20 protein-coding genes are annotated in these 21,187 nt (G+C 66.1%); 11 read left to right on the top strand and 9 right to left on the bottom strand.

Features of this window, described 5'->3' with window-relative positions; all coding sequences use genetic code 11:
* Positions 1-196: 196 nt before the first annotated feature.
* From FK527_RS03545 to FK527_RS03495, 11 genes are all read left to right on the top strand, one after another.
* On the top strand, positions 197-2,185 hold the full coding sequence (locus FK527_RS03545) for a hypothetical protein (protein WP_144729748.1): 1,989 nt from the start codon (positions 197-199) through the stop codon (positions 2,183-2,185).
* Positions 2,151-3,074 carry a glycosyltransferase family 2 protein gene (locus FK527_RS03540; RefSeq protein WP_222116126.1) on the top strand — a complete coding sequence of 308 codons (924 nt, stop codon included), beginning with the start codon at positions 2,151-2,153 and terminating at the stop codon, positions 3,072-3,074. Before FK527_RS03545 ends, FK527_RS03540 begins: the two co-directional genes overlap by 35 nt.
* Positions 3,075-3,103: 29 nt before the next feature.
* On the top strand, positions 3,104-4,306 hold the full coding sequence (locus FK527_RS03535) for a glycosyltransferase family 4 protein (protein WP_144729746.1): 1,203 nt from the start codon (positions 3,104-3,106) through the stop codon (positions 4,304-4,306).
* 97 nt (positions 4,307-4,403) lie between these two features.
* A complete protein-coding gene (locus FK527_RS03530) occupies positions 4,404-5,771 on the top strand; it encodes a lipopolysaccharide biosynthesis protein (RefSeq protein WP_144729744.1) in 1,368 nt (455 codons plus the stop codon).
* Complete coding sequence (locus FK527_RS03525) at positions 5,768-6,529, top strand: class I SAM-dependent methyltransferase (RefSeq protein WP_144729742.1); 762 nt, start codon at positions 5,768-5,770, stop codon at positions 6,527-6,529. The genes FK527_RS03530 and FK527_RS03525 overlap by 4 nt, the downstream gene beginning before the upstream one ends.
* 2 nt (positions 6,530-6,531) lie before the next feature.
* Positions 6,532-7,656, top strand: a complete 1,125-nt coding sequence (locus FK527_RS03520; protein WP_144729740.1) for a glycosyltransferase — start codon at positions 6,532-6,534, stop codon at positions 7,654-7,656.
* Positions 7,653-8,714 carry a glycosyltransferase family 2 protein gene (locus FK527_RS03515; protein WP_144729738.1) on the top strand — a complete coding sequence of 354 codons (1,062 nt, stop codon included), beginning with the start codon at positions 7,653-7,655 and terminating at the stop codon, positions 8,712-8,714. The genes FK527_RS03520 and FK527_RS03515 overlap by 4 nt, the downstream gene beginning before the upstream one ends.
* Entirely contained in the window at positions 8,714-9,730 is a 1,017-nt protein-coding gene (locus FK527_RS03510) for a glycosyltransferase family 4 protein (RefSeq protein WP_186298373.1), read from the top strand. Before FK527_RS03515 ends, FK527_RS03510 begins: the two co-directional genes overlap by 1 nt.
* A gap of 245 nt (positions 9,731-9,975) precedes the next feature.
* On the top strand, positions 9,976-11,268 hold the full coding sequence (locus FK527_RS03505; RefSeq protein ID WP_144729734.1) for a nucleotide sugar dehydrogenase: 1,293 nt from the start codon (positions 9,976-9,978) through the stop codon (positions 11,266-11,268).
* A gap of 91 nt (positions 11,269-11,359) precedes the next feature.
* A complete protein-coding gene (locus FK527_RS03500) occupies positions 11,360-11,584 on the top strand; it encodes an AbrB/MazE/SpoVT family DNA-binding domain-containing protein (RefSeq protein WP_144729732.1) in 225 nt (74 codons plus the stop codon).
* Positions 11,581-12,006: a putative toxin-antitoxin system toxin component, PIN family gene (locus FK527_RS03495; RefSeq protein WP_186298372.1), complete on the top strand. Its 426-nt coding sequence runs from the start codon at positions 11,581-11,583 to the stop codon at positions 12,004-12,006. Before FK527_RS03500 ends, FK527_RS03495 begins: the two co-directional genes overlap by 4 nt.
* Before the next feature lie 53 nt (positions 12,007-12,059).
* Here FK527_RS03495 and FK527_RS03490 read toward each other — a convergent pair whose 3' ends face one another.
* From FK527_RS03490 to FK527_RS03445, 9 genes are all read right to left on the bottom strand, one after another.
* Entirely contained in the window at positions 12,060-13,031 is a 972-nt protein-coding gene (locus FK527_RS03490) for an Rpn family recombination-promoting nuclease/putative transposase (RefSeq protein ID WP_144729728.1), read from the bottom strand.
* Positions 13,032-13,085: 54 nt separating this feature from the next.
* On the bottom strand, positions 13,086-14,033 hold the full coding sequence (locus FK527_RS03485) for an Rpn family recombination-promoting nuclease/putative transposase (protein ID WP_144729726.1): 948 nt from the start codon (positions 14,031-14,033) through the stop codon (positions 13,086-13,088).
* Positions 14,034-14,113: 80 nt separating this feature from the next.
* Positions 14,114-14,641, bottom strand: a complete 528-nt coding sequence (locus FK527_RS03480) for an RES family NAD+ phosphorylase (protein ID WP_144729724.1) — start codon at positions 14,639-14,641, stop codon at positions 14,114-14,116.
* Positions 14,638-15,009 carry an antitoxin Xre/MbcA/ParS toxin-binding domain-containing protein gene (locus FK527_RS03475; protein ID WP_144729722.1) on the bottom strand — a complete coding sequence of 124 codons (372 nt, stop codon included), beginning with the start codon at positions 15,007-15,009 and terminating at the stop codon, positions 14,638-14,640. Before FK527_RS03475 ends, FK527_RS03480 begins: the two co-directional genes overlap by 4 nt.
* 346 nt (positions 15,010-15,355) lie before the next feature.
* Positions 15,356-16,063 (bottom strand): response regulator, encoded by a 708-nt coding sequence (locus FK527_RS03465; protein ID WP_144729720.1) that lies wholly within the window; start codon positions 16,061-16,063, stop codon positions 15,356-15,358.
* 37 nt (positions 16,064-16,100) lie between these two features.
* Positions 16,101-18,488 carry a sensor histidine kinase gene (locus FK527_RS03460; RefSeq protein ID WP_144729718.1) on the bottom strand — a complete coding sequence of 796 codons (2,388 nt, stop codon included), beginning with the start codon at positions 18,486-18,488 and terminating at the stop codon, positions 16,101-16,103.
* A gap of 8 nt (positions 18,489-18,496) precedes the next feature.
* Positions 18,497-19,153, bottom strand: coding sequence for a DUF4390 domain-containing protein (locus FK527_RS03455; protein WP_144729716.1), 657 nt, complete (start codon positions 19,151-19,153; stop codon positions 18,497-18,499).
* Positions 19,104-20,528, bottom strand: coding sequence for a 16S rRNA (cytosine(967)-C(5))-methyltransferase RsmB (gene rsmB, locus FK527_RS03450; RefSeq protein WP_144730040.1), 1,425 nt, complete (start codon positions 20,526-20,528; stop codon positions 19,104-19,106). Before rsmB ends, FK527_RS03455 begins: the two co-directional genes overlap by 50 nt.
* 44 nt (positions 20,529-20,572) lie before the next feature.
* Positions 20,573-21,151: a LemA family protein gene (locus tag FK527_RS03445; RefSeq protein ID WP_144729714.1), complete on the bottom strand. Its 579-nt coding sequence runs from the start codon at positions 21,149-21,151 to the stop codon at positions 20,573-20,575.
* Between the last annotated feature and the right edge of the window lie 36 nt (positions 21,152-21,187).

Below are 21,187 nucleotides of genomic sequence, written 5' to 3'. Positions count from 1 at the left end.
CGGCCACATCGCACACTGCGCTGCGCCCCACAATGCCCAGCCCGCCGGGCGCTGCCCGCCACACTCCCCGCCCGCGCCAAGCCCCTGATGGTGTAGCCTTCGAGCTCTTCCGCCCTTGCGCCCTCCAATCTCCGCCCAGCACCTCGCGCCGCTGCCAGTGCCCGCGGTGCGCAAATCCCCCGCCCGTCCATTGCCCATGCTCCGCCCCGCGTTTTTGTTGCTTGCCGCCGCCGTCTGCCTGCTGCCCGTGCTGGGCTACCAGCTCTATGCGCCGGGGCTCGGCAGCGGCTTTTTCTTTGACGATTACCCCAATCTTTCCGGCCTGGCCCACGTTAGCGACCTGCATTCGGCCATTGCCTTCATCACCGAGCCCAAGGGCGGCCCGCTGGGGCGGCCGGTGGCGCTCGCATCGTTTTTGCTCAACACACCCTCGTGGGAAGTGGCCCCGGCAGACTTCATCCACACCAACATCTGCCTGCACCTGCTCAACGCGCTGCTGCTGATGTGGTGCGCGCTGCGCGTACAGCGCCTGCGCGGCGACACGGGCCTGCGCGCGCACTGGCTGGCGCTGGCCGTAGCGGCGCTGTGGATGGCACAGCCGCTGCTGGTGTCCACCAACCTGATGATCGTGCAGCGCATGACCACGCTGGCGCTCACTTTTTCGCTACTGGGCACGCTGGGCTACCTCAAGGGGCTGGAACTGCTGGCCGCCCGGCGCGTGCGCGCCGGCTACGCCACCCTGAGCGCGAGCGTGGTGCTGGGCACCGTGCTGGCCGTTTTCAGCAAGGAAAATGGCGCGCTGCTGCCGTTGCTGCTGCTCGTGCTGCAGGCCACGCTGCTGCAGCGCACCGTGGCCCCGCTGGGCGCCGCTTACAAAAAATGGACGCTCGTCTTTCTGGGCCTGCCTGCGCTGTGCATCCTGGGGTACATCCTCAAGCTGCTGCCCAACCTGGCCGGCGCCTATTCCACGCGCGACTTTACCTGGCAGGAGCGCGTGCTGACCGAGCCGCGCATCGTGCTGCGCTATTTGTCGCTGCTGCTCATGCCGCGCCGCGCCCTGATCGGCCCGTTTCAGGATGACTTTCCGGTGTCCACCGGCTTGCTGCAGCCGGCCACGACCCTCGCCGCCCTGCTGCTCATCGCCGGCCTGATCGCCTCGGCGCTGTGGCTGCGCCGGCGCGCGCCGGTTTATGCGTTTGCCGTGCTGTGGTTTTTTGCCGGCCACCTGCTCGAGTCCACCATCATCCCGCTGGAGCTTTATTTTGAGCACCGCAACTACCTGCCCGCCATCGGCCCCGTCGTCGCCATTGCCGCGCTGGCCTTGCGCCGCAGCAGCACGGTGGGCAGTGCCGCCGGGGCGAGCGCGCAGCCGGCACCGGCCAGGCGCGGCGGGCTGCTGGGCCCGGCGCTGCTCGTGGTCTATGGTGCGCTGGTGGCCACGGTGTGCCATGCCGTGGCGGCAGTGCAGGGCGACAAGCTGACCTCTGCCATGGTCTGGCACCAGGAGCACCCCGAGTCCGTGCGCGCCACCGAAAACCTTGCCCTCGCCTACGCCATGATGGGCAACTACCACGCGGCGGGCGAAGCCATGGCGCGCTTTGCCGACGCGCACCCGCAAGACCTGGGCGTTGGCATGCAGGCGCTGCAGCTCTCGTGCTTCACCGGCCAGGCCGGCGCACGCATTGCGCAATACAAGGCCCACCCCGAGCGCATCACCACCGGCCGCTTGAACGGCATCATCTGCGATGCGCTCGACAAAACCGCCAAGATCATCATGCAAGACGCCTGCCCAGGCCTCAGCCGGGCCGACTTTTATTGGCTGGGCAACGAAATTCTGAAAAACAAGCACATCGCCACGGGCCGCGAAGTCGGTTACTGCGCCAACGATGCTCTGGCCATGCTCTACTTCGACGAGCGCGACTTTGCCGCCACCATGCAGCATGTGGAAGCCGCTTTTTCGTACCGCACCTACCTGCCCGTGGCCGAGCGCCTGGTCGAAATCCCCATCAGTGCAGGCCGCTTCGACCTTGCGCGGCAAAACCTGGAACTGATGCGCGCCAAGACGCCGAAGAATATCTTTCAGGCCAAAATCTGGAACGACAGCATCACCGCCCACGAAAAGTTGATAGACCGCCTTGAAAAATCCGCACATGCGCCAGCCAGCCAGCCAGCCAGCCAGCCCTAGCGCCATTGCTGGCGCCGCTGCCACCGCCGTTGGCTTGAGCACGATCAGCGTCGTCCTCCCCGCCAAAAACGAGTCCGCCGCCATAGGCCCGCTGCTCGCGCGTCTGCGCGCGCACTATCCCGCCGCCGAGGTCATCGTGGTGGACGACGGCTCCAGCGACGACACCGCCGCCATCGCCCGCGCCGCGGGCGCGCAAGTGCTCGCGCGCCCCTACAGCATGGGCAACGGCGCCGCCATCAAAGCCGGCGCGCGCGCCGCCACGGGCGATGTGCTGGTCTTCATGGACGCCGACGGCCAGCACGACCCGGCCGACATCGCGCGCCTGCTGGCCAAGCTGGACGAGGGCTACGACATGGCCGTGGGCGCGCGCGGCCAGGGCTCGCAGGCCAGCGTGGGGCGCGGCGTGGCCAACGGCGTTTACAACCGCCTGGCCAGCTGGATGACGGGCCACAAGGTGCAAGACCTGACCAGCGGCTTTCGCGCCGTGCGCGCCGCCAGGTTCCGCGAATTTTTGTACCTGCTGCCCAACGGCTTTTCGTACCCCACTACGTGCACCATGGCGTTCTTTCGCAGCGCGTACCCCGTGGCCTACGTGCCCATCGTCGCGGCGCGGCGCATAGGCAAAAGCCACATCCGCCTCGTGCGCGACGGCGTGCGGTTTTTGCTCATCATCTTCAAAATCGCCACGCTGTATTCACCGCTCAAGCTCTTCTTTCCGGTCAGCGCGGGCTTTTTGCTGCTCGGGCTGGGCAATTATCTGCACACGTTTTTAGCCGAGCGCCGCTTTACCAACATGAGCGCGCTGCTGCTTTCGGCAGCGGTGATCGTGTTTCTGATCGGCCTGCTTTCCGAGCAGATCACCAATTTGACTTACAAGCGCGAGGGTTGATGGCGATCCGCACCGCTACACCAAACGCCATGCCCCCGCAGCCGTTGCCCGAGCGCCCGCGCGTCTTGCTTGTGACGCGCAACTTTCCGCCGCTGTGGGGCGGCATGGAGCGGCTCAACTGGCATCTGGCGGCGGAGCTTGGCAAGCGCCACCCTGTGCACGTGATCGCCCCCGCAGGTGCAGCCGCCAAGGCCCCCACGGGCGTCACGGTGGAAGAAGTGCCGCTCAAGCCCTTGTGGCGCTTTGTGCTCGCCGCCACCTGGCGCGCCTTGCGGGCCGCGCGGCGCGAGCGCCCCGCCGTGGTGCTGGCCGGTAGCGGGCTGACGGCGCCCATCGCCTGGCTGGCCGCGCGCTGTGCGGGTGCGCGGGCCGTGGCCTACGTGCATGGGCTGGACATCACCGTGCCGCATGCGCTGTACCGGCGCCTGTGGCTGCCGGCGCTGCGCCGGCTCGACGCCGTGATCGCCAACAGCCGTGCCACGGCAGCGCTGGCCGCGCAGGCCGGCATTAGCCCGCAGCGCATCCACATCGTGCACCCAGGCGTACAGCTGCCAGCCGATGCACCCGGCACCCTGCCCACACCCGCTGCCCGCGCCTTTCGCGCCGCGCACGGGCTGGGCGATGCGCCGCTGCTGCTTTCGGTCGGACGCCTGACGGCGCGCAAAGGCCTGCGCGAATTCGTCACCGAAGTGCTGCCGCGCATCGTTGCCAAGCGGGCCGACACGCGCCTGCTGGTGATCGGCGATGCGCCCGCCAATGCCTTGTTCGGCCAGGCGCAAACCCCCGCCAGCATCCAGTCCGCCGCCGCAACAGCCGGAGTGGCGCAGCATGTGCTTTTTCTCGGCAAAGTATCGGAAGAAGAACTCGCCGCCGCTTACCAAGCCGCACAGGTACATGTCTTTCCCATCCGCGAACGACCCAACGACCCCGAAGGCTTCGGCATGGTCGCCACCGAAGCCGCCGCCCACGGCCTGCCCACGGTGGCCTATGCCACGGGCGGGGTGCCAGACGCCGTGGCGCACGGCCAAAGCGGCTACCTGGTGCCGCCCGGCGATGCCACTGCCTTTGCCGACGCCGTAGTGCAACTGCTGGCCACGCCTTTGGACGAGGCGAGCATCCGCGCGTTTGCGCGGGGGTTTGCGTGGGAGGTGTTTGGGGAAAAAATAGACTTGGCCTTGAAAAATGGAAGCTCCTTATCGGCGGCCCGTATCTCCGGGATCAACTCGTGCTGAACCGCACTCCAGCGTTGCATGAATCTGCCGGGGGCCACCATGCTTGTGGTACCGTTCTTCAAGGCAGATATGATGAAGAAATCAAGGCAATATCATCATGCAGCAATGGTCGCCTGCTACCTTTTTTGCCCGCCGTGCGACAAGAAAAATCCGTTCAGACAGCGAGTTTTGCAAGAGGCTCAACTGGAACAACACCACCTTGAACGCAACTACCGCCATATTCACACGCCTGCTTGCCTGGCGCCCCGGAGGCTATCTGCGCGCCAGCGGCACGCTGTTCGGCTGGCTGGCGCTGCGCACGGCTGCGCAGACGGCGCTGTTCGTGCTCGTCGCAAGGTCGATGGGCGCGGCCGGCTACGGGACGCTGATCGCGGTGATGGCGGTGGCCACGTTCTTTGCGCCGCTGGCAGGGCTTGGCGGGCAGGCGGTCATGCTGCGCGATGGCGCCCGCAATCCCCAGCAGCTCGCCATGCATCTGGGCGATGCGCTATGGCTGTGGGCTGCTTCCGTGGTGCCACTGTGCGTGCTGGCGTTCGTCGCGTGCCGGCTGCTGGTGTCACCTGTTCTGCCGGCTTATTCGGTGGTGGCCATCGTGCTGGCGGATGTGGTGGGCGCCAGCCTACTCGAAGTGTTGGCCCGCACCTGGCAGGCGGCGCAACGCATGGCCGGCTTCGGCGCGACCATGACGGGGCTGATCCTGGCGCGGCTGGCCGTCTTTTGCGCTCTTCTCGCCGTAACCGTACCCACGCCGGCCGATTGGGCGCTGTGGTACGGCGCGATCACGGCCGCCTACCTGCTTGCCGCAACGCTCGTAGTGATACGCGTATTCGGCCGGCCGCGCCGATCAGGCATATCCCTTTCCAGCCTCACCGCCGTCGGCTTTCCCTTCGCCTTTGCTGGCTCGGCCGTGCGCGTGCAGGCGGAAGCCAACAAACCCATCCTGGCGCGGCTGGATGCGATGGCCGGCGTAGGGGTATTCAGCGCGGCGCAGCGGGTGACCGAGCTTTTGTTGGTTCCACTGCAGGCATTGCTGGAAGCACTGCTTCCCCGCGCTTACCGCAGCACGCCCAGCATTTCGACGATATTTGTGCTTGGCGCAATGCCGCTATCGCTGGCCGTGGCGGGCGGCCTGGTGCTGATGGCCGGTGCCCACTGGCTACCTGTACTACTGGGTGAAAGTTACGCTCCCTCCGCCAACGTCATTCGCCTGCTTGCTTTCATGCCCTGCCTGTTCGTGATCCGCACGCTGCTGACCGCCGTAATTGTCAGTCGCGACGGGCAAACTCACCTCTATTGGATTTATGCAGTGGGCGCGGCGGCCGGTGCGAGCTGCACGCTATTGCTGGTGCCGTCGTTTGGCCTGACCGGCGCCGCCATCGCCGCTTATGGTTCGGAAGTGGCGATGATCGCATTTCAAAGCGCTATCCTCAAAAAAGCGCGAAACCATCAACAGGGCATGAGATGACCAATCGCGCATTCGAGCATTACAACGAGCATTATTTGCGTCTACACCAACTCAGGGACTCAAAAACGCTCAATACGAACGAGCTCATGCGGGATCGCGCCCCCCGCTGGCTGACGCGGCTCCCGCCCGATGCGCACATCCTCGACTATGGATGCGCCGACGGCTACATGCTGTCGGTTCTGCATAGGCTTGGCCTTCGCCATCTGGTCGGGGCCGACATTTCCGAATCGGTGCTGCGACACGCCCGAGATCGATTGGCCGGCACCACCGTCGACCTGCGGCATCTTGGAACACAAACGCTCGACGACTGCGCGGGCCGATTCGATGCCATCGTGCTTCATCAGGTGCTCGAACACATCCAGCGGGACCAGGTCATCGAAACGCTGGAGCGTCTGTATGGGCTGCTCAAACCTGGCGGGTTGATCAGCGTCGCGGTACCCAATGCCAGCAGCCTGCTCGGTGGTTTTAACCACGCGATAGACTTCACGCACCTCATCAGCTTCAATGAATACTCCCTGCGCCAGGTACTGGAACTGGCTGGCTTTGAGCGCACGGAAATCGTGCTCCATGCGCCGCGTCTTTTTTTCTCGTTTCGCAAACCCGGACGATCACTCCTGCGGGCGTTGAACCGTGTTCGCTACATCATGAATCACGCACTTCATTTGGGCCTATACACGCTTCGGGATCAGCATCCTTTTCCAAAGTGTTTCGAGGAAACACTGGAAATGCTGGCGTACCGACCGGCGCAGGACGGATAAAAGTGCGCAAGCAGTTGCTGATCATCCTGCCCACGCTGGCGGCCGGGGGCACCACACGTATCGTGATGTCCGTCAGTCGCCGCCTAATGGAATCTGGTTGGTCCATTACGCTCACTACGCTATTTCCCACGCCCGACGCGCCTGTCAGCCCAGTCGAGCCCGGCATGACATTCGCGCCGCTGGTACCCGCCGGCCGCCGACGGCAAATCAAAGCACTATTCGGGCTGACGCGCTTGGCCAGAGCGCACGACGTTGTGCTGGCGGCGCAGGAAATCGCCGCGACCAACTACGGTTGGTTGGCTAGCATGATCGCCTGTCGGCCCTTCATTTCGTGGACGCATGTGGCTTACTCACGTTTAGGCTCACTTTTGCCCCCCGGTCACGATTCGATTGCCCGATGGGTATATCGGCGGGCTCAATGCATTGTGTTTCCGAGCGAGGGCGCGGCCGAATCCCTAGCTCAGGCGTTGCGATGCAGACGCCCGCCGCATTGGTGGGTAATCCCCAACTTCATAGAACTGCCGACACCCGAGGCTTCCACCTCGTGGCGCTCGGAGTGGGACCCGTGGTTTCGACGGCCAGTGCTTCTTACAGTCGCGCGACTCGCGCCACAGAAGGCCCTGGACCGGCTGCTTCGCGCGCATCGGTCGCTGCTCGACCGGGGCATCGAGCACCATCTGATAATCGTCGGAACGGGGCCTGAAAAGGGTGCGCTCGAAGCGGAAGTTGAGCGACTCGGCGTCGGATCTACGACATTGTTTGCCGGACACGTGGACGATCCGACACCGTTTTACCAAAAGGCCACCGTGTTTGGAATGTGCTCGCGTTATGAGGGGTTTGGCCTGACGCTCATTGAGGCGATGAGTGCCGGTTTGCCTGTGGTCGCAATGGACTGTGAATCCGGCCCGCGGGAGGTATTAGACGGCGGGAAGGCCGGCGTACTCACTCCCGATAGTGACGAAGGTGCGTTCACGGATGCATTAGCCCATCTGCTCACGGATGACACGGCACGGAGTCACTATGCCGTCCTGGGGCGGGCACGTGCGGCCACCTACACATCCGAACGCATCATGCCGCAGTGGGAAGACCTGCTTTTACGCGTCACGGCCAAGCCGTCGATGCCATGACGCGAGCCGGCGTGACGACCCATCCGCAAGTCAGCGTACTGGTGCCTACGCGCAACCGCGCCGGGCTGCTGCGTGCGGCCTTGGCCAGCGTGCAGCGGCAGACCTTGCGCGACATCGAGATTCTGGTGCTCGACGACGGTTCGACCGACGACACTGCGCAGGTGCTCGACGCGGCGCGCCAGCGTGACGCCCGCGTCCGGGTCATCCGCCACGCGCACGGCCAGGGTTTGCCGGTGGCGCTCAATCGTCTACTAACAATGGCCCGGTCGCCGTTGGTCGCGGTAATGCACGACGACGATGTCGCATACCCGCCCCGGCTGGAAACGCAAGTGATGTTTATCGATACCCACGGTCTGGATATTTGCGGCACCTGGTATCGCCGATTTGGGCATGTGCCGGGGGGAATCGCGCGGCCTCCGGTAGATGACGGCGCCATCAAAGCTGCGCTTCATTTTCAGCCCCCGCTACTGCATCCATCCGTTCTAATGCGTCGTGACTGGGTGTTGCGGATCGGGGGTTATAGCGCTGAATTTCAACGCGCGGCCGAGGACTACGACCTGTGGACCCGACTTGCCGCTGCTGGCGCGCGTTTCGGCAATGTCCCGCAAGTTCTGATGCGGTATCGGCTTTCGGCCGTACAGGCATCCAGAGTCTTCAATTCTGAACAGGCGGCGTTAGCGCACCGCATCCGTGCGCGCTATCTGACCGACTGCGGCATTTCAGCGAGCCAGGAGGAAGTGGACCTGCACGTGCGGGTCCGGGACCCGGCGCCCATTGACTCTCTGGACGAGCTGCGTGCCTTCGAGGCATGGCTCGTCCGGCTACGCGAGCATTTCGCCGGCAATCCGGCCGCGGCACAGGTGGTGGCGCAGCAATGGCTGTTCATCGGCTGCCGCGGTGCCGGACTGGGCATGCGTTGCTGGCGCATGTGGCGGGCCTCGCCACTGGCGGCAGCGATCTCGCCCAAGAAAGCCGCGGTGCTGCTCGCCCTGTGCGCCGGCCGCGTGCGCTACCGCTCCGCGCCGTACCGGCTGCTCGAACCGTTTGCGCCGGCCTGATGCAGGGCGATCCGCGCATCATCGGCTGCGTGCCGGCCGGCAGTGGGGCATCGGTAGTGCATAGCGCGCTCACGCGCGCCATACAAGGCTACGGGCTTGAAACCTATCCACCGGCCTGGGAGTATTGCCCGCCGCTGCTGTGGCGCCTGGGCCAGCAGCCAACCGATCTGGTGCATGCGCCACCGGATCATGCGGTATTCGCTTGTCGGCGCGGCACCCCGCTGGTGGTGACTTTCCACAACTACGTGCTCGATAGCGCGATGCGGCCTTTCAGTTCGCGCGCGCAGTGCCTGCATTACGCCACCGATCTGCGCCTGTTCACGCGGCTCGCCCTGCGACGCGCACAGGCAGTGACCGCGGTGAGCGCATTCACGGCAGCGCTGGTGCGGGAGGACATGCGGTTCACCGGCGCCATCGAGGTGATTCCGAATGGCGTGGATACAGGTCGGTTTTCTCCGGCTGTGGGGGAACCGACTGACGGTCCGCTGCAGGTGCTGTTCAGCGGCAATCTGACGCGCCGCAAGGGCGCCGACCTGTTGCCGGAAATCGCGCGCCTGGCCGGGCCGGACGTGGAGATTCACTACACCACGGGTGCGCGGGCGGGCATCGGCGATCCGCGCTGGGCGGGACTCAAGGCGATTGGCCGCGTGCCTCACGCGGACATGCCGGCGCTGTACCGGCAGTTCGATGTGCTGCTGCTGCCGACCGTGCGCGAGGGCATGAGCCTGGCACTGCTGGAGGCGATGGCGAGCGGCCTTGCCGTGGTGGCAAGCGACGCGGCGTCGAACCCGGAGCTTATCGAGCGCGCCCTGGGCGGGTTGCTGTGTCCGGTCGGTGAGCCGGAGGCTTACGCCGCTGCCCTGCGCACGCTGGCCGCCGACCGCGAGCGGGTGCGGCGCATGGGCCAGCACAACCGACGGGTGGTCGAGTGCCGCTACACGCTGGAGCGGATGGTGGAGGGATATCGGGCGGTGTTCGAGCGGGTGTTGGGAAGGCCGGTGCCGCTGCGGGGCTGAGGTCGGCTACCGGCGGGCACGTTGGGGCGGGTTTCCTGACCGGTGACGCCAGAAATCTGCGCGCGTTTACGCTCGGGTGTGGTCATGTTGAGAGGGAACGGGCCGGAAACAACCGGGGTAGTTCGGCGATCATAGCGCCCTGTGCTTGGCACATCAGCTTTTGACCACACGGTGCCGGATGATAGAGGCTGCCTCGTTACGCTCTTCGGCCCACGCCTGCTTTCTTGCCATTTCGTTTGCTTTTTATGCCCCTGACCCCTTCACCCCTCCCCTCCTCCCCCCGCATCGCCATCATCGGCCTAGGCTACGTGGGGCTGCCGCTTGCGGTGGCGTTCGGGCAGCACCATGCTACCGTGGGTTTTGACGTGAGCGCGGCGCGCATTGCGCAGTTGCAGCAGGGGCTCGACGCGAGCGCCGAGGTGGATGCGCAGGAGCTGGCGGCGGCGGGCCGCTTGCGCTTCAGCGCCGACGAGGCGGACTTGGCCGCGTGCAACGTGTTCATCGTGGCCGTGCCTACGCCGGTGGACGCGGCGGCGCGGCCTGACCTGGGGCCGCTGGAGGCGGCCAGCGCGCTCGTGGGGCGGCATTTGCGCGCGGGTGGCCTGGTGATTTACGAGAGCACGGTGTACCCGGGCTGCACCGAGGAGGTGTGCGTGCCGGTGCTGGAGCGCGCCTCGGGCCTGCGCTTCAACGAGGGCTTTTTCGTGGGCTACAGCCCCGAGCGCGTGAACCCGGGCGACCGGCAGCGGCGGCTGGCGGACGTGGTCAAGGTGACTTCGGGCTCGACGCCCGAGTGCGCGGCTTATGTGGACGCTTTGTATCGCCAGATCATTCGCGCGGGCACGCACCCGGTGGGCTCGCTGCGCGTGGCCGAGGCGGCGAAGGTGATCGAGAACATTCAGCGCGACGTGAACATTGCGCTGGTCAACGAGCTGGCGATTTTGTTCGAGCGCCTGGGGCTGGATTCGCGCGAGGTGCTGGACGCGGCGGGCACGAAGTGGAACTTTTTGCCTTTTCGCCCTGGGCTGGTGGGCGGGCATTGCATTGGCGTGGACCCGTACTACCTGACTTACAAGGCGCAGCAGCTGGGCTACCACCCTGAGATGATCCTGGCCGGGCGGCGTATCAACGACGGCATGGGCGAGCATGTGGCCATGCGGGTGCTGCGGCTGCTGTCGCGGCGCGGTTTTGCACCGCGCGGCGCGCGCGTGCTGGTGCTGGGCGTGACCTTCAAGGAAAACTGCCCGGACATTCGCAACACCAAGGTGATGGACATCGTGCACACCCTGCGCGATTTTGGCGCCCAGGTGCAGGTGCACGACCCCGTGGCCGATGCGCCGCAGGTGCTGCACGAGTATGGCGAGCCACTGGCCAGCACCTTGCCCGCGGGGCCGTGGGACGCGCTGGTGCTGGCCGTGGCGCACGAGCCGTTTTGCCGCATGGCGCCGGAGCAGGTCCAACAGCTGCTGGCGCCGGGCGGCGTGGTGTTCGACGTGAAGTCGGTGTGGCCGCGTGAATGGGTGGATGAGCGGCTGTAGGGGCGAATGCATGGGGCATGCTTGCTGCATTGGCTCGCCTCCTGGGGGGGCTAAAATCGCGCTCCTTACTTCCTTACTTTCGGATGTTGCCATGCTGGCCAAGCGCACAAGCAAGAACCAAGTCACCTTGCCCAAGGCCATCGTCCAAACGGTGGGCGAAGCCGACTACTACGACGTGACCGTTCAAGACGGCAAGATCGTGCTGACGCCGGTGCGACTGCAGCAGGCCGACGCGGTACGGGCGAAGTTGGAGGAACTGGGTATCACGCAAGATGACGTGGCTGACGCCATCGCCTGGGCAAGAAAGCGCGGATGAGCGCCCCGCGCGTTGTCCTCGACACCAACTGCCTGGTTTCGGCCCTGATCTTCTCGCGCGGCAAGTTTGCCTGGCTGCAGGAGGCTTGGCAGACCAAGCGCTTGATCCCTTTGGCCAGCCGCGACACGATCTGCGAGTTGCTGCGCGTGCTCGCTTATCCCAAATTCAAACTGAGCCAAAACGAGCAAGAGGCACTGCTGGCTGAATTTCTGCCGTTCGTGGAAACCGTCAAGGTCGAGACGCCGCCTGCGGGACTGCCAGAGATTCGTGACGCCGACAATGTGATCTTTCTGGCACTCGCAGCCGTGGGCCAGGCCGATGCTCTGGTAAGTGGCGACGGCGACATTCAGGCGGTCAGGTCGCAGTTTCGCATTCCTGTCCTTTCAGTGGCTGAGTTCGCCGACTGGCTACAGGCCCACTGAGATGACCTGTTCGCAATGGGTGGATGAGCGCTCGCAGCGGCGGCGCCACGCCCTCAGGGGCGAAAGACTTCTTCCAGGCTGGCGGCATCCAGCACGCGGTCGCCCCATTGCTCCAGCTGCGCTGCGGTGGCCCCGGCAATCCGCCCAACGACGTCGCTGGGCAAAGTACCAAAGCGGCGCGTCAACTGGCGCTGCAGCAGGAGGGCTTCGCCCTTCTCGATGCCTCTTTCAATGCCCTGCTCGAGGCCCTTCTCGATGCCCTTTTGCTCATACTTCTGAGCCCACTGGTCAAAGCGTTCAGCCAACGTCATTTTCAACTCCTTCAAGTCTTGCACCTTGGGCAGCACCAGGCTGTCCTTGCTCTGACGCAAGAGTACCGCACGAATCCAGATCGCAAAAGTGCGCTTCAACTCTGCATTGCCTTGCAGCAGCTCGTTGACCAGGTCGATCAGCGCGAGCAGCGCTTGTTCATTCTCCGGGTGCTCGATGCGGATGATGGCTGCCACGAGGTTTTTCAACTCCGCCAAGTCTGCTTCGGCGTACTGGTTTTCGTCGATCAGCAGGTATTCGAGCTTGGGCAGGTACTTTGCCACCAGACCGGGCACTTTGGGGATCAGTGTGGCGATGTCGGTGGCGGCCGTCCATTTGGCGTCGCCGTTGTAGAGCACGATGGGCAGCACGGGCGGCAGCCTCTTGCCGTCGGGCACTTCGCTGCGGCGGATCAGGTCTTGGTACAGCAGCCCGACGTAGGTCATGATGCGCACGGCCATCCAGGCATCGACGCTGCTCTGGAATTCGATGAGCAGGTACAGGTACATCCATTCGCCATCGGCCTTGACGCGCCAGATGACGTCGTCGGCGCGCTGGCGCAGGTCGTCGGTGATGTAGCTGCCCGGCATTTTCTCGAGCGTGGAGTAGTCCAGACTGTGCAGCCAGGCATCGGGAATGAAGCCCAGCACCAAGTCGCGTACCACTTCGGGTGCGGAGAACAGCAGTTTGTACGAGGCGTCGTCTTCGCGAGGCATGGGCGGCATTCTATGGGGCGCGGAAATTGGAATCTGACCCCAATTTCTGCGCCCTCAGGGGCGAAAGACTTCTTCCAGGCTGGCGGCATCCAGCACGCGGTCGCCCCATTGCTCCAACTGTGCTGCGGTGGCCCCGGCAATCTGGCCAACGACGTCGCTGGGCAAAGTGCCAAAGCGGCGCGTCAACTGGCGCTGCAGCAGGAGGGCTTCACCTTTCTCGATGCCTTTCTCGATGCCCTTTTGCTCATAATTCCGCGCCCACTGGTCAAAGCGTTCAGCCAACGTCATTTTCAACTCCTTCAAGTCTTGCACCTTGGGCAGCACCAGGCTGTCCTTGCTCTGACGCAAGAGTACCGCACGAATCCAGATCGCAAAAGTGCGCTTCAACTCTGCATTGCCTTGCAGCAGCTCGTTGACCAGGTCGATCAGCGCGAGCAGCGCTTGTTCATTCTCCGGGTGCTCGATGCGGATGATGGCTGCCACGAGGTTTTTCAACTCCGCCAAGTCTGCTTCGGCGTACTGGTTTTCGTCGATCAGCAGGTATTCGAGCTTGGGCAGGTACTTTGCCACCAGACCGGGCACTTTGGGGATCAGTGTGGCGATGTCGGTGGCGGCCGTCCATTTGGCGTCGCCGTTGTAGAGCACGATGGGCAGCACCGGGGGCAGCCTTTTGCCGCCTGGCACTTCGCTGCGGCGGATCAGGTCTTGGTACAGCAGCCCGACGTAGGTCATGATGCGCACGGCCATCCAGGCATCGACGCTGCTCTGGAATTCGATGAGCAGGTACAGGTACATCCATTCGCCGTCGGCCTTGACGCGCCAGACGACGTCGTCGGCGCGCTGGCGCAGGTCGTCGGTGATGTAGCTGCCCGGCATTTTCTCGAGCGTGGAGTAGTCCAGGCTGTGCAGCCAGGCATCGGGAATGAAGCCCAGCACCAGGTCGCGTACCACTTCGGGTGCGGAGAACAGCAGTTTGTACGAGGCGTCGTCTTCGTGGGACATGGGCGGCATTCTATGGGGCGCGGAAATTGGAGTCTGACCCCAATTTCTGACCCCAATTTCTGACGAAGACGCCCGACCGCTTACCGAGGCGCGATCTTCCTCAGGGCGCCGTCGGGGTCGTACACGCGCAATTGATCGAGAGGCCTGGACGAACTCCGATAGACCACCAGATTGAGGCCACTGCGGCGAGCCTGCGAGGGAAACAGGATTCCGTCCAGCCCCTCAGAGACGACATCGTCGGCCATGTACCAGGAGGGCGGCTCCACGGATTTGCCGAACCACTCCGTCCGCCAGTCCACTGAAAAATCAGCCCACAGCGGCGGCCAGTTCGCCGGGTCGAAGCCGGCGCTGAGGTCAGCGACCCGCAGTCCGCGGACGAAAAAAGTGCAGATCGTGCCCGGCCGCAGCCAGGGGTTGTCCTGCTTGTATTCCGCCAGTGCGGTGGTTTCGTCCAGCGACAGATAGAGCGCCTCCTGTCCCGGTCGGTTGAAGCGGCCGCCCTGGCGCGCAGCGCCCATGCCGGACAGCGGCGCGCCGGCGTAGGCTGGCGAGATGACGCGGTAGCAGGCCTCGTCCTTGTCCTCGCCGAGCGTGACGGCCAGGATCATCCCGCAGCGCCGCCCGCCAGCGACTCCAAGTAAGCGATGAGCATATCGGCTCGCCCGTCCTGGATCAGGGCATCCGCCGTCTTGTAGCCAAAGGCGCGCAGCGGCTCGTTGCGCAGCAGGAATGCTGCACGCTTTTTATCGCCGGTCATCTCGGTGGCCACGGCCAGCACCCGCACCATGTCCTGCAGATACTTCTGCAACTGGGGGGCCTGGGGCCTCGCTGTCGGGGTGTTTCGATGGACGTGTGCGCGCTCGGCCAACTCCTGTACCTTGAAGCCGAAGAAATCCCCGATCCGGGCCGGCGACAGGTAAGGCGTGTCCGGCTCTCGGAACTGCTCGGCGAAGGGTTTTTGCAGTACGGTGCTCATGGCGCCAACTCCACGCAATGGATATGCACTTATTTTGCACCCAATACACTCCTTGCGCAATCAGCATCTCTTTCCTGTTGGCGTTCCCCAAGTCCACGCACCTGTCTGCAGCCAACGCCGTACAGTGGGCCCGACAAAACATTGCACCTGATTGCCGACAGCTACACCACCCACAAGCCCCCTGTTTCACATGCACTTCACGCCACCTCGGCGTCTTGGCTGAACATGGTCGAGCGTTTCTTTCGCGGCATTACGACCGAGCGGCTGCACCGCGGCGTGTTCACCAGTGTGCGCGAGCTCGGAGAGGCCATGGAGGCCTGCCTCATGGGCAATGTGGAAACCAGGCTCAATACCCGCGCTTGCCGCGCCCCAGTTCCACGCCCAGTTGACGCAGCTTGCGGTAGAGGTGGGTGCGCTCGAGGCCGGTTTTTTCGGCCACGCGGGTCATGGAGCCGCCTTCGCGGGCCAGGTGGAATTCGAAATACGCTTTTTCGAATTGGTCGCGTGCCTCGCGCAGGGGCAGGTCGAGGTCGAAGCCCTGGTGGCCTGTGGGGGCTGGGTCGGCCCGGGTGGCGGGTGCGGCTTCGGCGGACCCATTGGCTGCGGCGTGGCCGGGCGGCGCGGGCTGCAGCGCTGGCGCGGCCTGCGGCGCGGGGGCCGCTGTGGCGGCGGACGGCTGCGGGGGGCGCAGCCCCTGGGCCAGGCCCTGCTCTACGGCCTTGAGCAGCTTTTGCAGGGTGATGGGCTTTTCGAGGAAGGAAAAGGCGCCTATGCGTGTCGCATCCACGGCGGTGTCTATGGTGGCGTGCCCACTCATCATGATCACGGGCATGGTGAGCAAGCCGCCCATGGCCCACTCCTTGAGCAGCGTCACGCCGTCGGTGTCTGGCATCCAGATGTCCAGCAGCACGAGGTCATAGCCATTGTTGGCGCGCAGGGCGCGGGCCTGGGTGGCGTTTTCTGCCAGATCTACGCTGTGGCCTTCGTCGTTGAGAATTTCCGACAAGAGCTCACGGATGCCTAGCTCGTCGTCAACCACCAAAATGTTTGCCATGGATGTGAAGCACCTCGAAAAGATTGTGGCGTTGTTGTCACGACGCCACGGAAACTGTCGTGGCGAATGATAGCGACACCTGGGCGCCGCGCACCACGCCCTCCTCGACGCGGTTGGACAGCTCGATGCGCGCGCCGTGCTCGTCGGCGATTTTTTTGACCACGGCCAGGCCCAGGCCGGTGCCGCGCGGCTTGGTGGTGACATAGGGCTCGAAGGCGCGCTGCAGGATGTGCTGCGCAAAGCCGGGGCCGCTGTCCTGCACGCTCAGGCGCACGCGGCGGGAGGATTCATTCCAGCGCGTGACGATGCGCACGGGCGGCGGTGGCGCCTGGCCGCTCGTGGCCTGCAGGGTGGCGTCCTGCGCGTTTTGCAGCAGGTTGTGCACCACTTGGCGCAGCTGCTGCGCGTCGCCCGCGATGGGCGGGCAGCGCGGGTCCAGGTCTGCCTGCACGGGGACGGTGGCGTTTTCCTCGCCGTACAGCTGCAGCACCTCGCTCACCAGGGCGTTCAGGTCCAGCGGCTGCAGCTCGGCCGATGGCAGGCGCGCGTAGTTGCGGAATTCGTTCACGAGCCGCTTCATGGCATCGACCTGCTCGACGATGGTCTTGACCGATTTGGCCAGGATGGCCTGCTCGGGCGGCGCGAGCTTGCCCGCGAGCTTCATGGCGAGCCGCTCGGCCGAGAGCTGGATGGGGGTGAGCGGGTTTTTGATTTCGTGCGCCAGGCGGCGCGCCACTTCGCCCCAGGCCTGCGCGCGCTGGGCCGAGACGATCTCGGTGATGTCGTCGAAGACGAGCAGGTGCGCGCCACCCGGCAGCACGGCGCCGCGCAGGATCAGGCTGATGGGGTGCTGCACCGTGGCTCCGGCGGCGCCGTGCAGCTCGAAGGGCTGCTGCCAGTGGCCGGCGGGGCGCATGTCGTGCACGTTGGGCGCGTCGGGTGCGTCGTGCTCTGCCCGCAGGGCGTCGAACTGCGCCTGCACGGCAGCCGCCAGCTCTGCCAGCCCCGCCACCTGGGCGAGCGGCTGGCCGATGTGCTCTGCCAGCGGCAGGCGCAGGATGCGCGACGCGCCGGGGTTGGCCGAGAGCAAAGTGCCCTGCGTGTCGAGCACCAGCACGCCCGCGGTGAGGTTGTCCAGAATGGTCTGCAGCTGGGCGCGCGCGGCATCGACCTCGCCCATGCTGCGCTCGACCGCAGCGCGCGCGTCCGCGAGCTGCTGCGTCATGAGCGCAAAGGAGCGCGTGAGGTCGCCGAGTTCGTCTTTGCCCTGCAGCGCGGCCTTGGGGCTGAGGTTGCCGGCGCCCACTTCGCGCACGCCTTCGGCGAGCACGAGCAGCGGGCGCACGAGCTGGTTGCCCAGCAGCACCGCGAGCACCACCGCGCCGAACACGGCCAGAAACAGGCTCAGGGTGAGCGTGCCCACGTACATGCGGCGCAGGCCGTCGCGCGCGAGGGCCCGCTCCTGGTATTCGCGGTTGGCCTCCTGCACGGCAATGGCGTTGGCGATGAGCGCGGGCGGCAAGGGAATGGTGGCCTGCAGGTAGCGCGGCTCTGCGAACAGGCCCACGCTGGGGCTGCTGACCAGCACGAGCACTTTGACGCGCGCGGGGGGCGGCGCGGTGGTGCCGGGTGCAATGTCGTCCAGCCCCTCGATCTGCGTGGTCAGGCGCTGCTCGTGCGCCAGGCGCAATTGCGCCGCGCTGGGGCGCTCGGGGTTCAGCTCGAAGCGCGACTGGCCCACGCTTGCCAAAGGGCGGCCTGCCGCGCTCCACAGCACCACGTCGGTGGCGCCGAGCTGGTCGCGGATGCGCTCGAGCACCAACCCGGCGGCGGCGTCTGGCACCTGGGCCAGCTGGGCGCTGGCAGCGCGTGTTTTGGCGGCCATGTCGCTGGCCATGGCGTCGAGCGAGACGCGCGCCAGGTTCACGCCCGCGGCGAGCGCGCCTTCGACCTTCACGTCGAACCAGCTCTCGATCGAGCGCGTGACGAACTGGTACGAGACGATGTAGATCAGCAGCCCCGGCACCAGGCCCACGAGGCCGAAAATGCCCGCGAGCTTGAACAGCAGCCGGCTGCCAAAGCGCTTGCGGCGCAGCCGCAGGCCCAGCCGCGCGACCATCCACACAAGCACGAGCAGCAGCAGCACGGCCACGAGCACGTTGAGCCCGAGCAGCCAGGGGTAATGGCGCTCGTACAGCTCGCGGTTGTTCGTGGCCAGGGTGAGCAAAAACAGCAGCACCAGGCCGATGGCGACCACGATGGCCAGGCCCACGCCCACCATCCAGCGCACGGCACGCGCCTGCCGCTGGGCCGCGCGCACGGAGGCGGAGGCGGAGGCGGCCGAGCCGTCCGCCGCGGCGGCGTCGGTGGCGGCGTCCGGCCCGGTCTGCGGCGGCGGGGGCGCTGGCTTGCGGGGGCGGCTCATGGCGCGGCTCATGGCGCGGTTTCAGGCACGAAGCGCAGGCTGCGCTCGAGCTGCAGGCTCCAGCCCGCGCGGCCCACGGCGCCGATCTGGAAGGGGCGCGGCAGTTGCGACAGGTCGAGCTGGAAGTAAAAGCGCAGCGTATGGCCTGCGCCGACCTCGATCGCGCTGGCGTCGGCGATCTTCCAGCGCGCAATGCGGCGCATCGCGGCGAGCGCGTCGGCCAGGTCGTCGAAGCTCTGCCCCAAGGTGACGCCCAGGCCCGAATTGCTGAAGGGCGCGGGCGAGGTGTTCAGGCGCCACTTGCGCGTGAGCGGCTGGTAGCTCAGGCGCAGGTAGCGGCGCGCGTCGGCCACCTCGCGGTCCGACCAGTACCAGCGATCACGCAGCACCTGCGCCTGCACCACGAAAAACATGGGGATGCCTTTGCGCAGCGCGTCTTCGACCAGCTCGGGCAGGGCGAATTGCAGGGTCGCGCTCAGGTACAGCCCGTCCTCGGCGCGCTCTACGCGCAGCTCTTCGACTTCGCCCACGGCTTGCTCTGCCCAGGCCTGCCCCTGCAGCAGCAGCGCACACAGCAGCGCGACGCCCAGGCGCAATGCCCAGCCGGCCCACTTGTCATGCCAGGGTTTTTTGAAACAAGGCGTAAAAGAATCCGTCGTGGTCATAAGGCAGCTCGTCCAGGCCAGTCCGGGGATTGTCGGGGCCCGAGGGCAGCAAATGCCCGGGCGCGGGCAGCCGCTGTGCGTCTTTGTGGCGCGCAAGAAACATTTGCGCCTGGTCTTCCCCTTCGGCGCGGAATACCGAGCAGGTGCAATACAGCAGCCGGCCGCCGGGGCGCAGCAAGGGCCACAGCGCGTCGAGCAGGCGCCGCTGCTGGGCGGCAAGCTGGTCGATGTCGCCGGGGCGGCGCAGCCAGCGCACGTCGGGATGGCGGCGCACTATGCCCGAGGCGGTGCAGGGCGCGTCGAGCAAGATGGCGTCAAAGGGCAGGCCGGCGCAATGCTGCGGCCACCAATCCTGCGGGCGCGCGGCGTCGGCCACGAGCACTTGCGCCTGCAGGCCCAACCTGTGCAAATTGGCATGGATGCGTTCGCAGCGCGCCGCATCGACTTCCAGCGCCGTCACCTGCAGCGGAGCGCCGGGCGGCGCGAGTTCGAGCAGGTGCGCGGTCTTGCCGCCGGGCGCGGCGCAGGCGTCGAGCACGCGCAAGGACTGGAGTTGGGGCTGGAGTTGGGACTGGGCCAGGTCCAGCCCCTGCAGCAGCAGCGGCGCGGCCAGTTGCGCCCCGGCGTCCTGCACCGAGACCAGCCCCGCCTCGAAGCCCGGCAGCTTGTGCACGGGCACCGGATGGCGCAGCAGCAGAGCGCTTTCGGTCACCGCATCAGCTTCTATATTGATAGCTTGTAGTGCTTGCTGGTACTGCGTCAGCGTGCATTTTTGCTTGTTGATGCGCAGCGCCATGGGCGCCGCAGCGTTGTTGGCCTGCAGGATCTGCTGCCAATGCTGCGGATGGTCTTTTTGCAGGCGCTGCACCCACCACGGCGGGTGGTTCCAGCGCGCCAGCGGATCGGCGTCGGTCGCGGCCACCAGCGCGGCGCGCTCGCGCAAAAAGCGGCGCAGACAGGCGTTGAGGAAGCCCGCGTGCGCGCGCGTGGCGGGGTGGTGTTTCGCGGCTTCGACGGCCTGGTGCAGCAGGGTGTGCGGTGGATAGGGGGCCGCGTCCTCCTGCCAGCCCAGGGCCAGCGCCGTGCACAGCAGCGCATCGACCGGCGGCGGCGGCCTGCGTGCGGCCAGTTGGCTGCGCAGCGCCTGCGCCCGCCCGAGCGCGCGCAGCACCTGGTACAGCAGGGCCTGCACGCCAGGGCGCATCTCGGGCGCCACTGCGGCGAGCACCGCCGTGCCCGAGCGGCCCGCCATGATGTCTTGCAGCGCGGCGGCGACGGCGCCCAGCTGCTGCCACAAGGCGACGCCGGGAACGTCGGGCACGTGCGCGCGCGTGCTCTGGGGCGCGCCTGCCTGTGCGCCTGCAGGCGCGGGCATGGGGGAAAGTGGGCGCGTGGGCGCGTGCGATCGTTTGCCTGGGTTCATGGCTTGCCTTGCGAAAGGTGCCACTCCAGCGCGCGCGCCGCCTTGAAGCCAAACAGCCATGCCAGCAGCAGCGCGGGGAACTGCGCGATCGCCGCGTTGTAATGCTGCACCGCAGTGTGGAACTGTTGCACGCTGGCGCTGCTTTGCATCTGTTCTTCTTCCCAGCGCTGGCGCCAGAGCGCGCGTGGGCCGGTGGTGGCAGCCGCGGGCGCGTCCTTGCCCTCGGCTTCTGGCAGCTCGTGCAAAGCCGCGCCCCAGGCCGTGCCCAGCACCTGCGCAGCCGTGGCGAGCGCCGCGATTTCCGCGGCATGCAAGGGCGCGGCGCGCGCGGCGGCCAGGCAAATGGCGAACTGCGCCGCGGCGGCCTTCAGCACGGCATGCGCGGGCATGGCTTCACCGACAGGATTGGCGGCGCCGAATTCCTCCAGCAAGGCCAGCAGGCGAGCGCCGTGCGCGGCGATGCCGGCAAATGCCTGCGCCACGCCCGCGCGCAGGCGCACGAGGCGGTTGTAGGCGCCAACGGCCCAAAACAGCAAGGCGGCCGCGGCCAGCCAGAAAAGCGCAGACAAGGCCATGGGTGCAGGCTTGGAGCGGGGACTGAAAAAACGCCC

Origin of the sequence: Extensimonas perlucida (genome assembly GCF_007655255.1) — a bacterium.
Taxonomy (GTDB): Bacteria; Pseudomonadota; Gammaproteobacteria; order Burkholderiales; family Burkholderiaceae_C; genus Extensimonas; species Extensimonas perlucida.
This window is presented reverse-complemented; position numbering and strand designations above follow the sequence as displayed.